Source organism: Peribacillus suis, assembly GCF_059384845.1.
Genome location: NZ_CM182019.1, coordinates 2,333,670 through 2,353,374 on the forward strand (window position 1 = coordinate 2,333,670; position 19,705 = coordinate 2,353,374).

Genomic DNA, 19,705 nt, shown 5'->3' on the forward strand with positions numbered 1-19,705 from the left:
TTCTAACCATCTGCGAACAAAGTTGCACTCCAATTCTCTGTTAAACATGTAAAAGCCCCTTCCTAAAGAAGAGGCTTTGAAAAAGCCATCTTCTTATCTCCCAGCTCTATAGCTGCAAGAATTAGCACCGTGCCTTACGGAATCAATAAATGATCCGGCGGTATTATCTCCGCCCCATTTCACAATGGTATTACAGTCGGTTGCTGGGCTTCATCGGGCTAGTCCCTCCACCTGCTCAAAATAAGAAAATGCTATTATATTTTCGTTTATGTATCTTAACTAAAAATTTAGAATTCTTTTTTATATTCTTTCACGCAATTCATACTTTGTCAATAGGTATAATGTTCAAACTATTCAATATCTCACTGATTTTCTTTGAATATATTCAATGTACGAATTCTTTCTACCGCTTCTTGGAGTCTGTCTTCTGAAGTGAGAAGTCCCACCCTGACGTATCCTTCACCAAATTCACCGAAACCATTTCCTGGTGCAACTGCTACATGGGCATGTGCCAGTAAATGATCTGCAAAGCTCGCTGAAGTATATCCTTCAGGGACCTTTAGCCAAGCAAAGAAGGAAGCATCTGGAGCCTGGACATCCCATCCAATGGATCGTAACCCTTCGATAAATACATTTCGTCGTCCTTCGTACATGTTCACGAGTTCCTTCACACACTCTTGTGAATCCAGTAAAGCGCATGCCGTGGCTTCTTGTATTGCGGGAAAAAGGCTGACGTAAAGATGATCCTGCAATAATTCAAGCGATTCGATGACACTCTGGTTGCCAACCGCAAAGCCAACCCTCCACCCCGCCATGTTATATGTTTTAGAAAGGGTGTAAATTTCTATCCCCACTTCTTTTGATCCTTCTGCTTGAAGGAAGCTTACCGGTTTTTTCCCATCGAACCCAATTGCACCATATGCGAAATCATGGACCACACATATTGAGTGTTCTTTTGCCATGGAAACCGTTTCTTCGAAGAATTCTGCTGACGCCGATGCTCCTGTGGGATTATTGGGATAATTCAAGAACATCATCTTCGCTTTGTCAAAAACCTCTTTATCTATTTCCTTATAATCGGGAAGAAAATCATTTTCTTCGGTCAAGGGCATAATTTCCGTTTTAGCTTGGGCTAACGCTACACCTGACAGGTAATCTGGATAGCCCGGATCAGGCACTAAAATTGTATCGCCTGGATTCAACAAGCATTGCGGTAATTCGACTAGACCAGCCTTTCCACCGAAAAGAATCGCCACTTCCGTTTTAGGATCTAGCTTGACGCCATATTCACGTTCATAAAAGAGGGCCGCAGCTTCTTTTAAATAGGGAAGCCCCCTAAAAGGAGAATATTTATGATTCATGGAATTTCCTGCTGCTGTCTGCAGGCTCTTCACGATATGTTCAGGAGTCGGTTGGTCTGGATTTCCCTGCCCAAGATTAATGACATCCTTGCCTTCTGATGTTATGTTATTAACTTTTTCGACTAAAGAAGCAAAAAACTGCTTTGGAAGCTCTTGAAGAAGTCTGGATTTTTCGAATTGCACCATCTTTGCACCTTCTCTGAAATTTCTTGAAATTATAGTCACAAATGATATATGTTTATCTTAATCTTGTAAAGTACTTTTTTACATATGGAGGTTTTAAATGATGAAATGGAAAATCGCCTGTTTACAAATAGACATTGCCTTTGGACAGCCAGATATAAATTTCCAGGTGGCAAAACAATGGATTGAAAAAGCTGTACAGTCTAAACCGGACATCGTCATGCTGCCGGAACTATGGACAACCGGCTATGACTTAACGAGATTACATGAAATTGCAGACGAAGAAGCAGAACAAACCATTACCTTTCTAAAAGCCCTTGCAAAAAAACACCACATTAACATAATCGGTGGCTCGATTGCAAAGAAAACTAAGGAAGGCATCTATAACACAATGCTCATCATCGATAAAGAAGGCAAACTGGTTAAAGAATATGATAAACTCCATCTGTTTCAATTGATGGATGAACACCATTACTTACAACCTGGCAAAAAAGATGGCTTATTCTCCCTCGATGAAAAGATTTGCGCCGGATTCATTTGCTATGATATCCGTTTTCCGGAATGGCAACGGGCCCATACGGTACGAGGTGCGGAGGTTATCTTCGTGACCGCCGAGTGGCCAAAGCCTAGGCTCCACCATTGGAGGGCACTGTTAATCAGCCGGGCAATCGAAAATCAAGCCTTCGTTGTGGCTGTGAATCGTTCCGGTTCTGACCAAAATAATCATTTTGCCGGACATTCCATCATCATCGACCCGTGGGGAGAAATCATTTGTGAGGCTGGTGAAGAAAAAGAACTTCTACTCGGCACCCTTGACTTAGAAAAAGTAGGAGAAGCAAGAAATAAAATACCCGTTTTCGAAGATCGGCGGCCCGAGTTTTATTAATTTACCATTGACAAACTATTTGAAATATTGATATCATTCATTCGAGATTAATTTTCTGAAAATAAATACAATACTCTTATCAAGAGCAGGCTGAGGGATAAAGGCCCTATGAAGCCCAGCAACCGACTGTAATACCATTGTGAAATGGGGCGGGAATTCCGCCGGATTATATCCACAGAGCACGGTGCCAAATCCACCAGAAAGAATTCTTTCTGGGAGATAAGAGGTTCGAAGTGAAGCTTCTGCCTCTTTCTATGGGAAAGGGGCTTTTTCATATTTTTTAATGTACTTGGAGGGATAACAATGACTCAACCATCAAATTTCAAGCTATTGACAAACGAAACGGCAATTGACCTAACGAAGAAACTTGGGTTACTGCATTCAGATGACTCATTACTATGTAATGAAATCGGTGACGGAAATTTAAATTATGTTTTTCACGTTACAAATCCCGTAACAAATAAAGGAGTCATCATCAAACAAGCAGTTCCTTACGCAAAGGTTCTTGGTGAAAGCTGGCCATTGACTTTAAAAAGATCGGCTATCGAAGCGAATGCATTAATTCAATTCAGAAGCTATTGTCCCGAACTTGTCCCACAAGTCTATTATTCTGATGAACAGCTTGCAATCACCGTCATGGAAGATTTATCACACTTGAAAATCGCCCGGACCGGATTAATTGAAGGAGATCATTTCCCTCTATTATCCAAACACATTGGTGAATTTGTTGCAAAGACCGCTTTTTATACGTCTGATTTTCATTTGGAACCGGCAGCGAAAAAAGAGGTTGCCCGGAACTTCACGAATCCAGAACTCTGCAAGATTACTGAGGTTTTCATTTTCACGGATCCTTTTTTGGAGGAACATCCAGGCGAGTTTGAGCTTGAGTTGCTGGAGGCTGCCAAGTCTATATGGAAAGATGCTGATTTAATACTGGAAGTGGCTAAGTTAAAACAAAGCTTCGAATCCGAGCAGGAGGCCCTTCTTCATGGCGATTTACATACGGGAAGTATATTTGCAAGTGATACAGAAACAAAGGTAATTGACCCTGAATTCGCTTTTTATGGTCCTGTTGGATTTGACCTTGGACAATACATGGCGAATCTCCTATTCCAGGCAGTAACACGCGAGGCCACTGGGAAGGAAGAAATCTTTACTCATCTTCAGGAATTTTGGAATACATTTGAAGAAACATATACGAACCTGTGGAATTCTGAAAATAAAAGTCCTTACAGTAAGATCGAAGGTTATCTTCCATATGTACTCAACAAGTTTAAAGGTGATGCATATGGCTTTGCAGGATGTGAACTAATTCGAAGAACCATTGGCCTATCTCATGTTGCTGATTTAAATGGCATTGAGAATAAAGAAACTAGAATTACAGCTAAAACGGCTACCTTGAAAATCGGGGCCCATATAATCAAAAATCGGAAAGAACTGAATATTCCAGCAGTGATAGAAGCCGTAAAGCAATATACATTGCCTTCCTATTCAGCCCTATAAGGAGATATACATATGACAACTACAACGCCACTACCCTATTCCGTCCAATGGAATGATACCCATATTACCTTATTGAATCAACAGGCCTTGCCATCAAAAATAGAATTCATTGAACTTTTTACGGTTAAAGATGTATATGACAGCATCTTGACCTTGAAGGTCCGTGGTGCCCCCGCTATCGGGCTAACTGCAGCATTTGGCGTTGCTCTTGGTGCAATCCAGGAAAATACCACGGATTTATGGCAATTTAAACACAATGTCACGAAACATGTTACTACACTCGCTTCTTCAAGACCAACAGCGGTCAACCTTTTTTGGGCACTGAAAAGAATGGAGAATACTCTACAAGCAGCCAATAGCATCGCTTCAGCCAAAAGCGCTCTTGTTGCTGAAGCAAAAAAGCTATTTTCAGAGGATGTGGAGATGTGCCGAAAAATTGGTGAATACGGATTGTCTTTATTCAACGAGGGTGATTCTATTTTAACCCATTGTAATGCTGGGGGGATAGCCACTGCACGGTACGGAACAGCCCTCGCACCTTTCCACCTGGCCCAGGAAAGAACCTTTCCTATAAAGGTCTATGCCTGTGAAACGAGACCTGTCTTGCAAGGGGCACGACTCACCGCATGGGAACTTATGCAAGCTGGAGTGGACGTTACATTAATCTCGGATAATATGGCAGCCCACACCATTCATCATAAAAAAATCGAAGCCATTATAGTCGGAGCAGACCGTATTGCGGCAAACGGTGATACAGCCAATAAAATTGGTACATTGGGTTTGGCGATATTAGCTAAGCATTACGATATTCCTTTCTATGTAGCAGCACCATCAAGTACATTCGATTTATCTCTCGAGTCGGGTATCTCCATCCCAATCGAAGAAAGGAATGGGGATGAAATCACTTCTATACAAGGAGTCAGGATAGCACCAGAAAACGTGAAGACATTCAATCCTGCTTTTGACGTTACGCCCCATTCTCTTATTACAAGCATCATTACCGAAAATGGCATCATTTCACCTGATTACAGGAGTAATATCCCGCTTTTTGTAAAATGAAATTATTTATAAAGGATTAATCAAGGGGCTGTCCCAAAAGGTGTAATTACACACCGAAATTGAATAAATAGTAAAAGGCAGAAACGTTGATTTAACAACATTTCTGCCTCTTTGTTTTTGCGAAATTCACTGGAATAAGGACTTATTAGACAGCCCCTTCATTCTTTTCACGATTAACCTTGGAAACCCATTCAGTTGCTCCTGTTATATTTATTCTGACGAGGTTCTTTTTGATAGATATAATCGCAGAATTTAGTCAGAGTGGCATCTAGCCTTCTTTGATTTTTCTGCCGCTTTTCGGTAGTAATCATTCTTAGCCTTGTATGAAAGTTCATGTTCCTCAAGCAGGGTTTACCGCTCGTTTTCTTCAAATTCTACTTCATCATGGATACCCTTCCATTCCCCACCCATTGGTACTTCTTCCATGGTCACCTTATGGATTACACACACACCTAAGTCAAGCATACGAAAAACGGCCCATCAGCAATAAATGCTTGCTGATGGGCCGCTTGTTTTTATAAAAGATTATTTGATTTTCTTTTTCAATACTTCCACCGCTTTTTTCACTTGAGTATCATTTTTAAGGATTTTATCCCTAATGACTTCCATCAATTTAACGGTTGTATCGTCTTTAATGACACCTGTTTCTTTGATCTTATGATCCTTTTGGAATTCCTTGACCGCTACCTTTGTTTCTTCATCGAAATACTTATCCACTTTTCCTGGATTATACCCGGCTTCTTTCAGCATTTTCTCCGCTGCTTCTACTTCACTCGAGGAATCCGATACTTTCAATCCTTTATCAGGAGAGATATATGGAAGATTGGCATACTCGGGAAGCTTGACTTTTATATCCGGTTCAATCCCTTTTTTATGGATCCAATTGCCTTTCGGAGTCAGCCATTTTTGTGCTGTATACTTAAAGTTGGAACCATCATCAAAGTCTGCGGCTTTTTGCACGGTCCCTTTCCCGAATGATTTTACCCCTACAAGCTGAATACCCGCAGATTCACTAACAGCGGCGGCAACGATTTCAGATGCACTTGCACTTCCATCATCAATTAATACGACCACTGGTAGCTTCAACTCACCATTATTCTGGGATTTATAGACTTCTCTTTTTCCTTTTCGATCCTCGACCTGAAGGATGACTTCCCCATTCGGGATAAATAAGTTTGCCATCGCGATCGCTTGGTCAAGCAATCCACCCGGATTTCCACGTAAGTCCAATATTAGGCCTTTCATCTTTTCTTTATCCATGTCTTCAAGTGCCGTATTCAGCTCTTCCACCGTATGCTCAGAAAAACTTGTAACCTGCACTTTGGCAATCCCATCATCAAGCATCTCTGAATAAACCGTTTCAATCGGAATGGTATCACGCTTAATGGACAAAGTAATCGGTTCCTTTTCACCCGCCCTTGAAATGGCAAGTTCCACTTTTGTTCCCTTTTTCCCCCTGATTTTCAAGACAGCTTCCGAAGAACTTAAGCCATCAAGGCTTTTGCCATTGACACTTAGTATAATATCATTAGGCCGGACTCCGGCTTTTTCAGCTGGTGATCCTTTAATAGGGGAAACCACCATGATCTGTCCATCCTTCTCTTGGATTTCAGCACCTATTCCTTCAAAGGAAGAAGAGATGCTCTCATGGAAACTGGAGGCTTCTTTCTTATCCATATAAGAGGAATAAGGATCATCCAACGATTCTATCATTCCATTTATAGCTCCATCCACGAGCGTGTTCTCATCGATTTCTTCATAATAATTATCTTTAATCGTATCATATGTAGAATATAACTTTTCAAATTCAGGATGATTACTCGGTGCAAGTGACTCTACTTTTTCATCGCCAAAGGTCAACGCGATTGTAGTTATCCCTGCTGTCAAAAATATGAGTAAGAAAATCCCCATAATAAACGTAAACTTTTTTATTTTCACAATTTTGCCTTCATCTTTGGGCTGTTGTTGATTTTCTTCTTCCACTGAAGCCTCACCACTTTCATTCTTCATGACAATATTAACTAATACATCCTATTTTATCAGCTTTCTAGCAAATCGGAAAACTTTAGTTATCAAATTTTTTGAATGATATGTAAGTGCCTACCATCTTGCTCCAATCCAGCTTTCTTATAGAGACCAATTCTTTATCCACATTCTATTTACGTGCAAAAATACGGACTCCGTGGAATAGAAGAAACTAAATATCTTAGTTTCTTCTATTCCTGGCTACCCGTAAATGATAACGTTTATAGTCAGTCTTGAATCGCTGCCTCTAAAGAAACCTCAATCATCTCATTGAATGTTGTTTGGCGCTCTTCGGAGGTTGTTTCCTCACCTGTTAAAAGATGGTCGGAAATCGTTAAAACGGATAATGCTTTACGACCAAACTTAGCAGCAAGTGTATATAATGCAGCCGATTCCATTTCTATAGCAAGGATTTGGTACTTGGCCCACTTTTCCAATTCACTATTATCATTATAGAATTGATCTGCGGTAAATACGTTTCCGACTTTCAATTGCAACCCTTTGTCCACCCCTGCATCATAAGCTTTTTTCAATAAATCAAAATCAGCAGTAGGAGCAAAATCAACGCCACCGAATGTCATGCGGTTCATTTGTGAATCTGTAGAGGCACTCATAGCCAGGATTACATCTCTGACCTTCACATCTTTTTGAATGGCACCAGCTGTCCCAACCCGGATAAGTTTTTGGACATTATAGCTATTCATCAATTCATTTACATAAATCGAAATCGAAGGGACACCCATTCCTGTACCTTGAACGGAAATGCGTTTTCCTTTATAAGTTCCTGTATACCCAAACATATTACGAACTTCATTGTATAATTTAGCATCCTCTAAAAACGTCTCAGCAATATATTTTGCACGTAACGGATCCCCAGGAAGCAAAACCGTTTCCGCAATTTCATTTTCTTTAGCACCAATATGTACGCTCATTCTTAAAATTCCCTCCTTGAAGTGGTTGAAATGACATTCCCAATTACTATAACATACCAACCCCATATTAGGAAAATAGAACTTCTTTATCTACTGCAGGAAGTAGGATATAACACTCTTTAAGTGATCGGTGGAACGCAGCAAAACGGCGGAAACCCGCCGTCTTTTTGGTTGATTTTAAGGAGTAATGGCAAGAAAACTGCCCATTGATTGATGATACATCATTCATCGACTTCCTCATCAATAATGCATTTTTCAAGAAGGTATTCGAATGTGATGTCAGCAAGATCTTCAACTTCAGATTCTTTTGGAAGATAGCCCCGCTTTAATAATTCTTGGTAAAAGAATTCCGCTATCTCTTCAGTATCAATAAAAACCTCAATTTCTCGCAAATCATCGCCCCCTTAATTAAAGATGTATGAATGTATAGGTATAAATATGCCAGTAGGGCATTTTCTCTCAAAACTTACGCATATCCTACACTTTATTCGTTGATTAAATTTCTTAGAGATGAGTCTTCATCGGCTCGTGCTAAAGTGTATACATCCCTTTTCGAGACCTTTTATTTCGTATGCTCTTTTTTGTGACCTGGGTAAATTTCTTCCGCCGCCTTCTCAATTTTAGCAAGAGCTATTTTCATGATATGTTGATATTCATCATCGCCAAATTGATGAAAAAGCTTACAATAATCATTATATAAATCCAACAGTCCATCAATCATTTCCATTTTTTCATTTTTTGTCATAGTCATATCTCGCTCACCTTTACCAGGGTTGTTTTGTTTAGCAATTATAGTAAGCTCGTTATTCTTATTAGAAAGGAGCAGCCCCAATTTTTGAATGATTGCATCTGCACGTTTGGCATCGGCTACTAAAGTCAATTCTTCTTCATGCGCTTCCAGCCATTCCCCATCGGAGATACGTGATAATTCATATATCACATCTTCCCAGGCATTCTCTTTATAGCGCCAAATCTCCGTTCGATAGCCAATTATCTTAAAATAATCATATTCATATCCATCGACCTGGACTAAATCACCGATAATATATTTATATTCGATATCGATTTGTTCCTGTTGATAAAGGATTTCTCCTTCGTATTCAGTTATAGACTGTAATGTCTTTTCAATATATAGGCCTTCGCTGTAATTTACTTCATACACATAAGAACCATCGAGATATTTTATATCGGTTATATTCCCGACTGTCCCATACATTATAATTACGACTGTATCGCCTAATTTGAATTTTGGCTGATTTTTCTTGCCCATAAGAGACATCCCCCAATATGGTCCTTATCGTTTGATAGTAAATTATATGCATGAACAAACAAGGTGGTTAATGGAAAAGAGGGGGCATTTGACTCATTTAGATAGGTTATGCGAGAAACTTTAATTATGGTAACCTATCAAAAAAATAGGACAAGACAGGAAAACCGCCTCTTTAAATGAGACGGTTTGTTGTCGGAATCGTCAAGATCACTTCTGTACCTTGTCCATATTTACTTTCGATTTGAAATTTCCCTTTGAGTTCATCCATGATTTGGATGCAAGTTGCCACTCCCAAACCATTTCCTTTTAACTTTGTCGTATAAAAGGGCATCCCGATATTTTTTAAATTCTCAGGTTTAATCCCTTTTCCATCGTCTCGGATCTTCAATTGTACATAATGAGGTGAAGTATCGACGGTCATTTCAATCTGCCCTTTTGACTCAAACGATTCGCAGGAATTATTCAGGACATTAAGGATAACCTGACGCAACCGGTTTTTATCGGAATAGGTATGTACGGGTTCTGTCAATGTATTAACGAGTGTGACATCTTTATATAGAGTAGAAGCCGAATAGACAACAACCAGTTCATCAAGGAATTCCTTCAGATCCAATTTCTCCATTTCAAGCTGGTGGGGTTTAGCTAAATCAAGGAGTTGTGTAACAAAAACGTTCACTCGATCTACTTCCCCAAGCATGACATCACTGTACTTTTCAATTAACTCTTTTTCATAATCCTGCTTCTTCAACAGTTGGAGAAAACCCCTGATGGTCGTCAATGGGTTCCTGATTTCATGCGCTACCCCTGCGGCCAGTTGTCCGACATATTTTAACTTTTCGGTACGGACGATTTCTCTTTCCCTATCCTTAATCGTATCCATCATCCTTAGAAACGCATGATTCAACTTCTCCATTTCTACAAAACTTCTTTTATCAGAGACCACGAACTCTTTTCCCTGGATAAAATCTTCCGTCACTTCCACTAGATTATGTACTGGTTTCACCAGAGATTTCGTAAGTAAATAGACGCCTAGAATGATGGACATAAATACAATGGTGTATATAGAAAGATAGCGGGATAAAAGATCATTTAACGGCTGATATACTTGTTTTTTGTCAGCTCCCACAACCACAAACCATTTATTTTCCGTTTGAGCTATCGGTTGAACGTATTGAATGGAATATATCTTTTCTCCATTTTCTGCACTATATAAATTATTGGAATTAGCGGATTCCAATAACTTTTCTTTTGTAAGGCCCATATCTTCCAATGTCGTATTAGAACTCTCATGAATGCCATTCGGGTCTTTTTTTGAAATCATAATGCCATCCTGATTGATCATATAAAAATTCACAGGGTACTTTTCACTAATGTCATTGGCCTTTTTCTCCATCATATCCCAAAGGCCTGATATCCGAAAGGCCGGGGACACAACACCGATCATTTTCCCTTTATTATCATTTACCGGTGCACTTAAGGCTATAATAGGTTCAGCAAATGCTTTCGTTTTATATACATCCGATAGGAATTCATGCCCCTTTAGCCCTTCTTGAAACCATATTCTATTAGCTAAGCTTGTTCCGACCATTTTATTTGAGGTATCAGCCATGACCGTACCTTCCAAATCTAAATATACGGCACCAAAGTATTCACCTTTTGCTTCTGTGAATCTTTTCAATTCATCGGTCTTCTCCTCTTTAGAAGAATCAGGATTGATCAATATCGTATTCGTACTCATTAAGTTAACATCACTAATCCGTTCATTTAAATAACTGTACATTTCATTTACCATATTAAGTGAACCTGAATTCAATGTACTCTTCGCTTCTTTAGCTAGCAAGGAGCGTTGTGATTCATAAGAAATGATTCCCAATATCAAAACGGGTAAGCTCGATATAATTAAAGAATAAAACAAAATTCGGGCTTGAAGGCTTCTAAACATCCTTCGGCTCCCCCTATTCCTGTATCTATAGCAGTCCTTCTTCTATTTGGACATATTGATCCCATAATCGATCGAATATAGTCATACTATCTAAATAGTCTCCATTTAACTCCAAGTAACTGCTCACTTCATGATAATCATCCGATTGCTTTGGAAAACTGTGATCTTCGTATGCATGGTTTGCGAATTTTGTAAATTCATCAATTTCCTTCGGCTGTCGATATTTCATTAAAAATAAGTAAAACGGTCTCATGTCGAGCCCCCTTATCAAAATACTATGATTTAAATCTTAATATATCGGAAACTAACGCTTACGTCTACACCTATACAAGTCTTGATTGTTAATTACCTTTTCAACTATAAATTCCATCTAGATACTTTACCACGAATTTTGTGTATATAGAGTAAATCTTCAGGCGCTGATAAATGTTTTATTATCCAGCTGGTTACCCCTCCAATTTTTCATAATTTAACTAAAAGTTCATTTTCAGTTCATTTAGTTACATTACAATGAAATAGAAAGTGATGACGAGCTTAAATGTGATGTCCGCATTTCACATTGCAGCTCTAAACTATAAGGGGGAAATAATTAAATGAATTCTTTTTTACGCCCAATAACTGATTGGGTTTCAACTAAGAAAGGTATGTGGATTACAATTGTCACATGGCTGGTCTTAATGATTGGGTTAAGTGCCGGTCCGGCAGTAAGTGATTACAAAGTGACAAACTTTCAATCCTTACCCGACGATGCACAATCCATTATTGCAAATGAAAAATTAGAAAAATACTTCCCTAATGATCAAGGGACGCCTGGTATTCTTACCTTTCATAACGAAAATGGTAAGGTGAACTTAGAAGAAGTTACAAGCATTATGAATAAAATCATCGGTGCTAAAATTGAGGGTGTCGATGAAATCGTCAATATCTCTCAATTACCGCCAGAAGCAATCGAAGGGTTCAAGTCAGATGACCAGTCTACGATCATCATTCCAATGACTTTAGACCCTGGTCTTGATAGCCGCCAAATTGGCGAAACCGTAGATGCTATGGCTGAGGTTGGAAATGGCGTTACAGAGGGTATGTCTGAAACTTCCTTCCGTATTACTGGTCCTGCAGGAATTGCTGGAGATACGCTTAAGTTGTTCGAACAAGCAGATTTCGTGTTACTATTTACCACAATAGTGATTATTTTAATCCTGCTCATCGTTATTTACCGTTCTCCATTATTGGCTTTTATCCCACTATTAGCAACAGTAATCGTATACCAAGTAGTGAATCAAACACTCGGATTAATGGGTGCTGGTGGACTTGAAATCAACAATTCAACTACATCGATAATGAGTATTTTGCTGTTCGCGGCCGTGATTGACTATTCATTATTCATATTCTCTCGCTTCCGAGAAGAACTGAACCACCATGAGACCAAATATGAGGCAATGAAACATGCGATGCGTGCTACAGGATTGCCAGTATTCTTAGCAGGCGGAACAGTACTCGCCGCAATGCTAGTATTATTCTTTGCAAACTTCCGTGATTATCAAAACTTTGCGCCAATTTTTGGAACGACAATGTTTGTCATCATGTTAGCATCCATTACACTTGTCCCAGCGCTGTTCACCCTATTCGGGCGTAAAGCCTTCTGGCCGAAAGTACCGAAGTTTGGTGAAACGCAAGAAGTGAAACATCGCTTCTGGGGACCCGTTGCAAAATTTGTTGTAAATAAACCAGGCCTTTCTGGCGGAATTATCGCCATTTTAATGGTTGTGTCAGCGTTAAATGTATTTAACCTTGATTTTGAATTTGATACAGTGAAATCTTTCCCAAAAGATTTACCTTCACGTGAAGGCTACGAAATCGTCGAAGCGAAATACGACAAAGGTGAATTGGCTCCAACATCCATTTTATTCGAAGGAAAAGAAACGTTATCAGAAAAACAGATCGAAGCATTACGGACAACGCTCGAATCTGAAAAAGATGTTACATCAGTTCGACTAACAAATGTATCTGACGACGCGAAAGTAGTAAAATATAGTATGACGCTTGACCTTAACCCTTATTCTGTCGAAGCAATCGATATGATGAAGGAGTTAATTGAAAACGATGATGAAATCCTAAGTAAAGCAGATATATCCGGTGAAGTGTATTTTGGTGGAATTACTCCGAAACTTGTTGACGAGCGTGATGTCAATAATCGTGATATTTGGGTGATCGTCCTACTAGAAACATTATTAATTTTAATCCTCCTATTCGTGTTAACGAAGTCAGTAAAAATGTCGGTTTATATGATGGCCACCATTTTACTTTCATTCTTGGCGGCATTAGGATTAGGTCTGTTCCTCATTGATGTTCTGTTCGGTTATGAAGCGGTAAGTACACGTGTACCTGTTTATGCGTTTATCTTCTTAGTCGCTCTCGGGATAGACTATAACATTATTTTAATATCCCGTTTCTTAGAAGAACGCAAAACAAAAAAAGTGAAACAGGCTTTGGAAATCGCTATTCGGAATACAGGTGGGGTCATTTCATCTGCTGGTTTAATTTTGGCAGCCACCTTTGCGGCATTGACTACGATGCCAATAGCCGATTTATTCGTCTTTGGATTCATCGTTGCCATCGGTATTTTAATGGATACATTCTTAGTGCGTGGAATGCTATTGCCCGCATTAATATTATTCTTTGAGAAAGATAAGAAATAAAAGAAAAAAAAACAAATATACAAGCCATACGCAGAGACTTCCACATGTCTCTGCGTTATTACCTGTTTACATGCATGTAAGTATAGATTTCATGAAAGCGAACCCAGGTACATATAAAGCAAAAAATGGTTTGAGGTGATTGTATTGAAAATAATGGTTTGTGATGACGACAAACATATATTACAGCTGGTAAGTATTCATTTAATGCGGGAAGGATATGATGTCATAAAAGCTAATGATGCGAAAGAGGCGCTTTACTTATTAGAAGAAGTAGTTCCTGACTTAGCCGTAGTTGATGTGATGATGCCCGGGATGGATGGCATTGAGTTGACAAAAATACTCAACCAAGATTATAAAATTCCTGTTCTACTGTTAACGGCAAAAGATCAATTAGAAGATAAAACGAGAGGGTTTCTAGCAGGTTCCGAAGATTATGTAGTAAAGCCCTTTGAACCTAAAGAGTTACTATTTCGGATTGCCGTCATCCTTAGAAGATTTGATAAGGACAGCCAAAATATCATTCGGATCGGTAATGTGACGATTAATCGTAAAATTTTTGAAGTGTCAACCGAATCAGAAACACTGATCATGCCCTTAAAAGAATTTGAATTGCTATCATTACTTGCAAATCGGCCCAATTATGTCATCGAGCGATTTACCATCATGGAACAAATATGGGGACATGATTATGAAGGTGACGGCCTGACCCTTAATACACATATCAAACGCCTGAGAAACCGATTGGATCGTCTAGGGGCTAATATCGAAATAAACACAATCCGTGGTTTAGGATATAAATTAGAGGTTCAACATTCATGAAAACCTTGTATCAACAGTTCATTATCACTACGTTAAGCCTTATGCTATTCAGTACAATTGTCGGCTTTTTTTTAACAAACACGTATTACCATGTGGTTACTAAGGAACAAAATGATGAAAAGAATGTCGCCATAGCACAAAATATTACACGATATATCGAGAGTACGCCTGATTTGGATTTAGAACATTATTTATCGACACTTGGCGATATAGGGTATCAATTTTATGTTGTCGGGGAATCTGGTTATTCTCAGTTCTTTGGAGGGGCATTTAAAACGTCAGAATTACCCCCTTCCGCCAAAGAAACGGTATTTAAAGGAAATATCTTTCATGGTATGGAGAACTATCCAAATCAGTCATTCATGACAGGTTTTTTTACGAATAAAATTATCAATACTGTCGGTGTCCCCTTTATATATAATGGCGAACAGTATGGGGTCTTCCTTCGGCCCAATATTGGCTTATTATTTTCTGAAGTGCATACAATATTGGCTTGTTTGATCATATCCATGGCGATAATCAGCCTGATTGGAATGCTATTTGTTGCGAAACAATTAATACGACCCATTACACAATTAACGGAAGCCACTAAACAAATATCAAAAGAAAATTATGATCTTCTACTGAAGGTTAAACGACGCGATGAAATTGGACAGCTTGCATCAAGTTTCAATCAAATGACGAAGCAATTACAGGAAACAGATCGATCAAGAAAAGAATTCATAAGCAATGTTTCTCATGATTTCCAATCGCCGCTATTAAATATCCAAGGATATTCTGAACTATTGAAGTCACCCAGCATTACAGAAGAAGATCGCCTAACATACACATCGATTATCGAGACAGAGACTAAGCGATTATCTCTCTTAACTAAGCAATTACTACTGCTAACCTTTTTAGACCAGCCTACACGTGCATTAAAACGCTCCTCATTTGCATTGGATGAACAACTTAAGACGCTGATTCAAAAATATTTGTGGCTCATTGAAGATTCGGGCATCGAACTATATTATAAAATTGCACCAATCCGTTTCAATGGTGATGAAGGTCTATTGGAGACTGTCTGGGATAATTTACTTACAAATGCTTTAAAGTACAATAAACCGAACGGTTCCATTAAAATTATCGTTGAAGAAACAAACGATGATGTTTTCATTCAATTTCGAGATACCGGTATGGGGATTAAAGAAGAAGAACTTTCTCATTTGTTCGAACGTTTTTACCGAGCGGACGCTTCTAGGACAAAAGAAGGCACTGGTCTGGGACTGGCAATTGTCAAAGAGGTAGTGGATTTCCATCGTGGCAGCATACGTGTTTCAAGTCAATTCGGAAAAGGAACATGTTTTTTCATCACTTTGCCTAAACTATAAATAGGCTAACTACGCACCTAGATCAACATATACCTAAAGCCACCAGGATTAAGATATGGTGGCTTTAACTATAATAATCCATCCTTTTGAACATTCGTACACCCTCCCTTCCGCGTTACTCAACCAACTAAAAACGAACATGGAAAAGTTTTTCTAAACTTATAAAATAAGGAAAGTAGCTTATTCTAGTCTAAGCCTATTAATTATTACATGGAACTTGCTGCAGAAGAGATCGTCGGACATTAGTGTGAAAGAGTTATAGTGGACAATATTAGGGGCTTTTTCTGCAGAAAACCTCAGCTATCCTTGCACTTATAATCAGTCCGTTTAGCCGATTTTATCTAGGTTCAATTCAAAAAAACATCTATCCAATCCCGAGGATCAGATAAATGTTTTATCAAAAATCATAGTTTGTATTTTTTATAGAATTCGCTCCTCCTAAGAAAAGTCAAAATAATTCCGTTTCAGCATTCGCTTCATCTTTAATAGTTCCTCATACGTAGTCTGCTTATCTAGCTGTTTCGTATCAATTAAAAACAGCTGGTCTTCAATTTCTTTCACGATTTCATCACGTTGAAATAGGGCGTTACAATTTTCACAATAGGATGATGGCGTTTCGGTAATCTCAACAGCCCTCGTTCCATCCGGTAATTCCCAATAAACTGTACCTTTTATGGAAGAGAGTTTTCCTGTTTCACACCACGGACATACTTCCATTTTACTCCCCTTCTTCCTTTTCACTTTGTGGAGCTATATTTTTTATCTGCTGTGCCTGAAATTTTTTTTCTTTTAGCTGGTCACGTTTTTCGCGTTGGTTTTTTAAAGAGGCATGTTCTGGGTTGGTATGGTACTTTTCACGACGGTTCATCCGTTTCAGACCTTCAGGTACTAAATTAAATTGTTTGTCGTTCATAAGACCCGCTATCCCTGAATCTGACTGTTTTGCTTCAACATCGGGATAAATCCCCTTGAAATAATCATCGGCAAGTCCCGGTGTGTACTGCTCCGGTTCCGGATAGGTCGTGATTACACCTTCGAAATTCCGTAGGACTGTCTTCGTCGGGGATTGAGACAGGATGTAATTTGGCTGTAAAGTGATTTTCCCTCCGCCTCCAGGTGCATCAACAACGAATGTAGGTACTGCATAACCGGATGTATGACCCCGTAAGCCTTCGATGATCTCGATTCCTTTAGATATCGGGGCCCGGAAATGACCAATTCCTTCTGACAAATCGCATTGATAAATATAGTAAGGGCGTACACGGATCTTGACAAGGTCATGCATTAGCTTCTTCATGATAGGGACACTATCGTTAATGCCCGCTAAGATTACAGCTTGGTTTCCGACTGGCACACCCGCATCCGCGAGCATCTCACACGCTTTCTTCGACTCTTCCGTAATTTCTATCGACGTATTGAAATGCGTATTTAACCAAACCGGGTGATATTTTTTTAGAATATTACACAGGTTTTCAGTGATACGCTGAGGAAAAACCACTGGAGCCCGTGTACCGATTCTAATTATTTCAACATGGGGAATGTCTCGCAAATTCTTCAAGATATATTCGAGGATGGTATCGTTGATCAATAATCCATCACCACCGGAAATTAGCACATCCCTGACCGCTGGTGTATCCCGAATATAGCCGATTGCTGCATCTAATTGTTTCTTTGGAACGCCCATGCCAATTTGACCTGAAAAACGCCTTCTCGTACAATATCGACAATACATCGAGCACTGGTTCGTCACCAGGAAAAGCACACGGTCGGGATACCGGTGAGTCAATCCCGGTACGGGTGAATCCTCATCTTCATGTAGTGGATCCTCCATATCATACTTAGTTTTATGCATTTCTTCCGATATGGGCACGGATTGCATCCTTATTGGACACCTAGGGTCCTCTTTATTCATAAGTGACGCATAATAGGGGGTAATGTTTAAGGGAATCGTTTTGGTGGAGATTCGCACCCCTTCCTCTTCGTCTGGAGTAAGGTCGATTACTTTCTTCAAATCATCCACAGTTCTTATTGTATTTGTCAATTGCCACAACCAATTGTTCCATTGTTCATCAGTTACATCTTTCCATAACTCTATATCTTTCCAATGACGATCTGGTTTATATAAATCAAATAACATAGCCATACCTCCTAAGTCTTGATAGTAGTATTTAATGCAAGAAGGGTGCCAAAATTGCCCAAAAACTAAATATGAACGCTAAAAAATCCGGTTATATACGATATACCGGATTTTTTAGCGTTCAAGTATGTTTCTTAATTTTATATTGGAGGGTCTGCCTCGGGATGTCCAATAGCTTTGAAGCTTGAAAGACATTTCCTTCGGTTTGCAAAAGTGCCTCTGATATAAGTTTTGTTTCCATTTCCTTCATGGCTTCCCGCAGCGGCAATACCTTCTCTTTAGGAACTGTGCTCTTTTTTAAAAATGGGGGCAAGTCACCCGCTGTCAAGACTTCACTTTCGGCATGTATCATCATGAACTCAATCGTATGCTTGAGTTCCCTTACGTTACCTGGCCAATGATAGGCATGTAGGATTCCCTTGGTCTCTTCATCGATTCCTTTTACGGAGCGATTCATCTTCTCGTTAAAGTTTATAATAAAATGCTCCGTAAGCAATAAAATATCCTCTGGACGATCTCTTAGCGGCGGTAGCTCATAGCTCAAAACATGTAAGCGATAAAATAAATCCTCACGGAGCTTTTTCTCCGTGACAGCCGTCTTCGGGTTTACATTCATCGCAGTCATGATCCTGACATCTACCTGAATGCTTTTTGCCGCCCCTATCCTCCTAACGGCCCCATCCTCAAGTACACGAAGCAGCTTCGCCTGTAAATCAATGGGCATCGATTGCAGTTCATCAAGAAATAGAGTCCCTCCATTCGCCAGCTCAAATAATCCCTGGCGTTCGACAGCTCCCGTGTAACTACCTTTCGAAGTCCCAAATAAAAGCGAGTCCAATAAATTTTCAGGGAGTGCCGCACAATTTTGTGCAATGAAGGGCTTTTTTCGCCTATTGGAGTTGTGATGTATACTTTGGATGAAAAGTTCCTTTCCGACACCACTTTCACCATAAACTAAAACCGAAGACGATGACCGGGCAGCCTTTTTCCCTTGTGCAATCAACTTTTCAAATGGTGGATCTTGGGTTAGAATATCAGCAAAAGTGTATAACGTACCATTCGTGGCTACTTTTTTTTCTTTACTTGTCGTCGTTTTAAGAGAGCTTTCCAAGTCTGCTAAGCGTTCCGATAATTGTTTCAGGCTAGAATAATCTTTCGCAATTTCGATTGCCCCCATTATGAAACCGTCTACATATATAGGCAGGGTTGTATTGAAGGTCTCAATGATTCGACCATGCGCATTTACATAAGATTGTCTATGATGGTAGATGGGCTTTTCGGATTGGATGACACGCAGCAAGGTCGAAGATTTATGATTTAAAGACGGAAACGCTTCAAGCAGTGGTTTTCCAAGCACTTCCTCTACCTTCATTCCATCATGGTTGGCCGCCACTTCATTATAAAAGATCGTTTGACCTTTTAGATCGATTACATGAATTCCCTCATCAATGCTTGCCAGAATCGCTTCTAAGACCTGATTTGTATTAAAACATTCACTGATCAATGTCTTCCCCCTCTCTCA

General features: G+C 39.4%; 16 protein-coding genes and 2 riboswitches. Of the genes, 6 read left to right on the forward strand and 10 right to left on the reverse strand.

What is annotated here, in order from left to right; all coding sequences use genetic code 11:
• Positions 1-90: 90 nt before the first annotated feature.
• Positions 91-247: riboswitch (SAM riboswitch) on the reverse strand.
• A gap of 115 nt (positions 248-362) precedes the next feature.
• On the reverse strand, positions 363-1,547 hold the full coding sequence (locus tag AC503W_RS11310; RefSeq protein ID WP_402868943.1) for a pyridoxal phosphate-dependent aminotransferase: 1,185 nt from the start codon (positions 1,545-1,547) through the stop codon (positions 363-365).
• 100 nt (positions 1,548-1,647) lie between these two features.
• Between AC503W_RS11310 and AC503W_RS11315 the strand changes: the two genes are divergently transcribed.
• The 3 genes from AC503W_RS11315 to mtnA all read left to right on the forward strand — a co-directional run bounded on the left by AC503W_RS11315 (position 1,648) and on the right by mtnA (position 4,992).
• Positions 1,648-2,430, forward strand: a complete 783-nt coding sequence (locus AC503W_RS11315; RefSeq protein WP_494917334.1) for a carbon-nitrogen family hydrolase — start codon at positions 1,648-1,650, stop codon at positions 2,428-2,430.
• Between the two features lie 73 nt (positions 2,431-2,503).
• A riboswitch (SAM riboswitch) is annotated at positions 2,504-2,656 on the forward strand.
• Between the two features lie 71 nt (positions 2,657-2,727).
• Positions 2,728-3,933: an S-methyl-5-thioribose kinase gene (gene mtnK, locus AC503W_RS11320; protein WP_402869862.1), complete on the forward strand. Its 1,206-nt coding sequence runs from the start codon at positions 2,728-2,730 to the stop codon at positions 3,931-3,933.
• A 12-nt stretch (positions 3,934-3,945) separates the two neighbouring features.
• Positions 3,946-4,992, forward strand: a complete 1,047-nt coding sequence (gene mtnA, locus AC503W_RS11325) for an S-methyl-5-thioribose-1-phosphate isomerase (protein ID WP_402868945.1) — start codon at positions 3,946-3,948, stop codon at positions 4,990-4,992.
• Positions 4,993-5,517: 525 nt separating this feature from the next.
• Here the strand turns inward: mtnA and AC503W_RS11330 are convergent.
• The 6 genes from AC503W_RS11330 to AC503W_RS11355 form a co-directional block, all read right to left on the reverse strand.
• On the reverse strand, positions 5,518-6,975 hold the full coding sequence (locus tag AC503W_RS11330) for a lmo1851 family serine protease (RefSeq protein ID WP_483878329.1): 1,458 nt from the start codon (positions 6,973-6,975) through the stop codon (positions 5,518-5,520).
• Positions 6,976-7,244: 269 nt separating this feature from the next.
• The gene (gene deoD, locus AC503W_RS11335) at positions 7,245-7,949 is read right to left on the reverse strand and encodes a purine-nucleoside phosphorylase (protein WP_402868949.1); all 705 of its coding nucleotides are present in this window, start codon (positions 7,947-7,949) and stop codon (positions 7,245-7,247) included.
• A gap of 221 nt (positions 7,950-8,170) precedes the next feature.
• Positions 8,171-8,341 (reverse strand): YozD family protein, encoded by a 171-nt coding sequence (locus AC503W_RS11340; protein WP_402868951.1) that lies wholly within the window; start codon positions 8,339-8,341, stop codon positions 8,171-8,173.
• Between the two features lie 170 nt (positions 8,342-8,511).
• Complete coding sequence (gene yodN, locus AC503W_RS11345; RefSeq protein ID WP_402868953.1) at positions 8,512-9,219, reverse strand: germination protein YodN; 708 nt, start codon at positions 9,217-9,219, stop codon at positions 8,512-8,514.
• A gap of 172 nt (positions 9,220-9,391) precedes the next feature.
• Entirely contained in the window at positions 9,392-11,161 is a 1,770-nt protein-coding gene (locus AC503W_RS11350) for an ATP-binding protein (RefSeq protein WP_494914216.1), read from the reverse strand.
• 25 nt (positions 11,162-11,186) lie between these two features.
• Positions 11,187-11,414 (reverse strand): YozE family protein, encoded by a 228-nt coding sequence (locus tag AC503W_RS11355; protein ID WP_402868957.1) that lies wholly within the window; start codon positions 11,412-11,414, stop codon positions 11,187-11,189.
• A gap of 340 nt (positions 11,415-11,754) precedes the next feature.
• Between AC503W_RS11355 and AC503W_RS11360 the strand changes: the two genes are divergently transcribed.
• From AC503W_RS11360 to AC503W_RS11370, 3 genes are all read left to right on the forward strand, one after another.
• On the forward strand, positions 11,755-13,857 hold the full coding sequence (locus AC503W_RS11360) for an MMPL family transporter (protein ID WP_494914221.1): 2,103 nt from the start codon (positions 11,755-11,757) through the stop codon (positions 13,855-13,857).
• A 144-nt stretch (positions 13,858-14,001) separates the two neighbouring features.
• A complete protein-coding gene (locus AC503W_RS11365; RefSeq protein ID WP_402868959.1) occupies positions 14,002-14,676 on the forward strand; it encodes a response regulator transcription factor in 675 nt (224 codons plus the stop codon).
• Positions 14,673-16,046 (forward strand): HAMP domain-containing sensor histidine kinase, encoded by a 1,374-nt coding sequence (locus tag AC503W_RS11370; protein WP_427687005.1) that lies wholly within the window; start codon positions 14,673-14,675, stop codon positions 16,044-16,046. Before AC503W_RS11365 ends, AC503W_RS11370 begins: the two co-directional genes overlap by 4 nt.
• Before the next feature lie 438 nt (positions 16,047-16,484).
• Here the strand turns inward: AC503W_RS11370 and AC503W_RS11375 are convergent, their stop codons facing one another.
• The 3 genes from AC503W_RS11375 to AC503W_RS11385 all read right to left on the reverse strand — a co-directional run bounded on the left by AC503W_RS11375 (position 16,485) and on the right by AC503W_RS11385 (position 19,687).
• On the reverse strand, positions 16,485-16,763 hold the full coding sequence (locus AC503W_RS11375) for a YokU family protein (protein ID WP_402868964.1): 279 nt from the start codon (positions 16,761-16,763) through the stop codon (positions 16,485-16,487).
• A gap of 1 nt (position 16,764) precedes the next feature.
• On the reverse strand, positions 16,765-18,183 hold the full coding sequence (kamA, locus tag AC503W_RS11380; protein WP_402956818.1) for a lysine 2,3-aminomutase: 1,419 nt from the start codon (positions 18,181-18,183) through the stop codon (positions 16,765-16,767).
• 121 nt (positions 18,184-18,304) lie between these two features.
• A complete protein-coding gene (locus AC503W_RS11385) occupies positions 18,305-19,687 on the reverse strand; it encodes a sigma-54 interaction domain-containing protein (protein ID WP_402956816.1) in 1,383 nt (460 codons plus the stop codon).
• Positions 19,688-19,705: the final 18 nt, after the last annotated feature.

Coding starts and splice junctions, on each gene's coding strand:
- AC503W_RS11360 (WP_494914221.1), top strand. CDS start 11,755: ATGAATTCTTTTTTACGCCCAATAACTGATTGGGTTTCAACTAAGAAA.
- deoD (WP_402868949.1), bottom strand. CDS start 7,949: ATGAGCGTACATATTGGTGCTAAAGAAAATGAAATTGCGGAAACGGTT.
- AC503W_RS11355 (WP_402868957.1), bottom strand. CDS start 11,414: ATGAGACCGTTTTACTTATTTTTAATGAAATATCGACAGCCGAAGGAA.
- mtnA (WP_402868945.1), top strand. CDS start 3,946: ATGACAACTACAACGCCACTACCCTATTCCGTCCAATGGAATGATACC.
- AC503W_RS11315 (WP_494917334.1), top strand. CDS start 1,648: ATGAAATGGAAAATCGCCTGTTTACAAATAGACATTGCCTTTGGACAG.
- kamA (WP_402956818.1), bottom strand. CDS start 18,183: ATGTTATTTGATTTATATAAACCAGATCGTCATTGGAAAGATATAGAG.
- AC503W_RS11310 (WP_402868943.1), bottom strand. CDS start 1,547: ATGGTGCAATTCGAAAAATCCAGACTTCTTCAAGAGCTTCCAAAGCAG.
- AC503W_RS11350 (WP_494914216.1), bottom strand. CDS start 11,161: ATGTTTAGAAGCCTTCAAGCCCGAATTTTGTTTTATTCTTTAATTATA.
- yodN (WP_402868953.1), bottom strand. CDS start 9,219: ATGGGCAAGAAAAATCAGCCAAAATTCAAATTAGGCGATACAGTCGTA.
- AC503W_RS11375 (WP_402868964.1), bottom strand. CDS start 16,763: ATGGAAGTATGTCCGTGGTGTGAAACAGGAAAACTCTCTTCCATAAAA.
- AC503W_RS11370 (WP_427687005.1), top strand. CDS start 14,673: ATGAAAACCTTGTATCAACAGTTCATTATCACTACGTTAAGCCTTATG.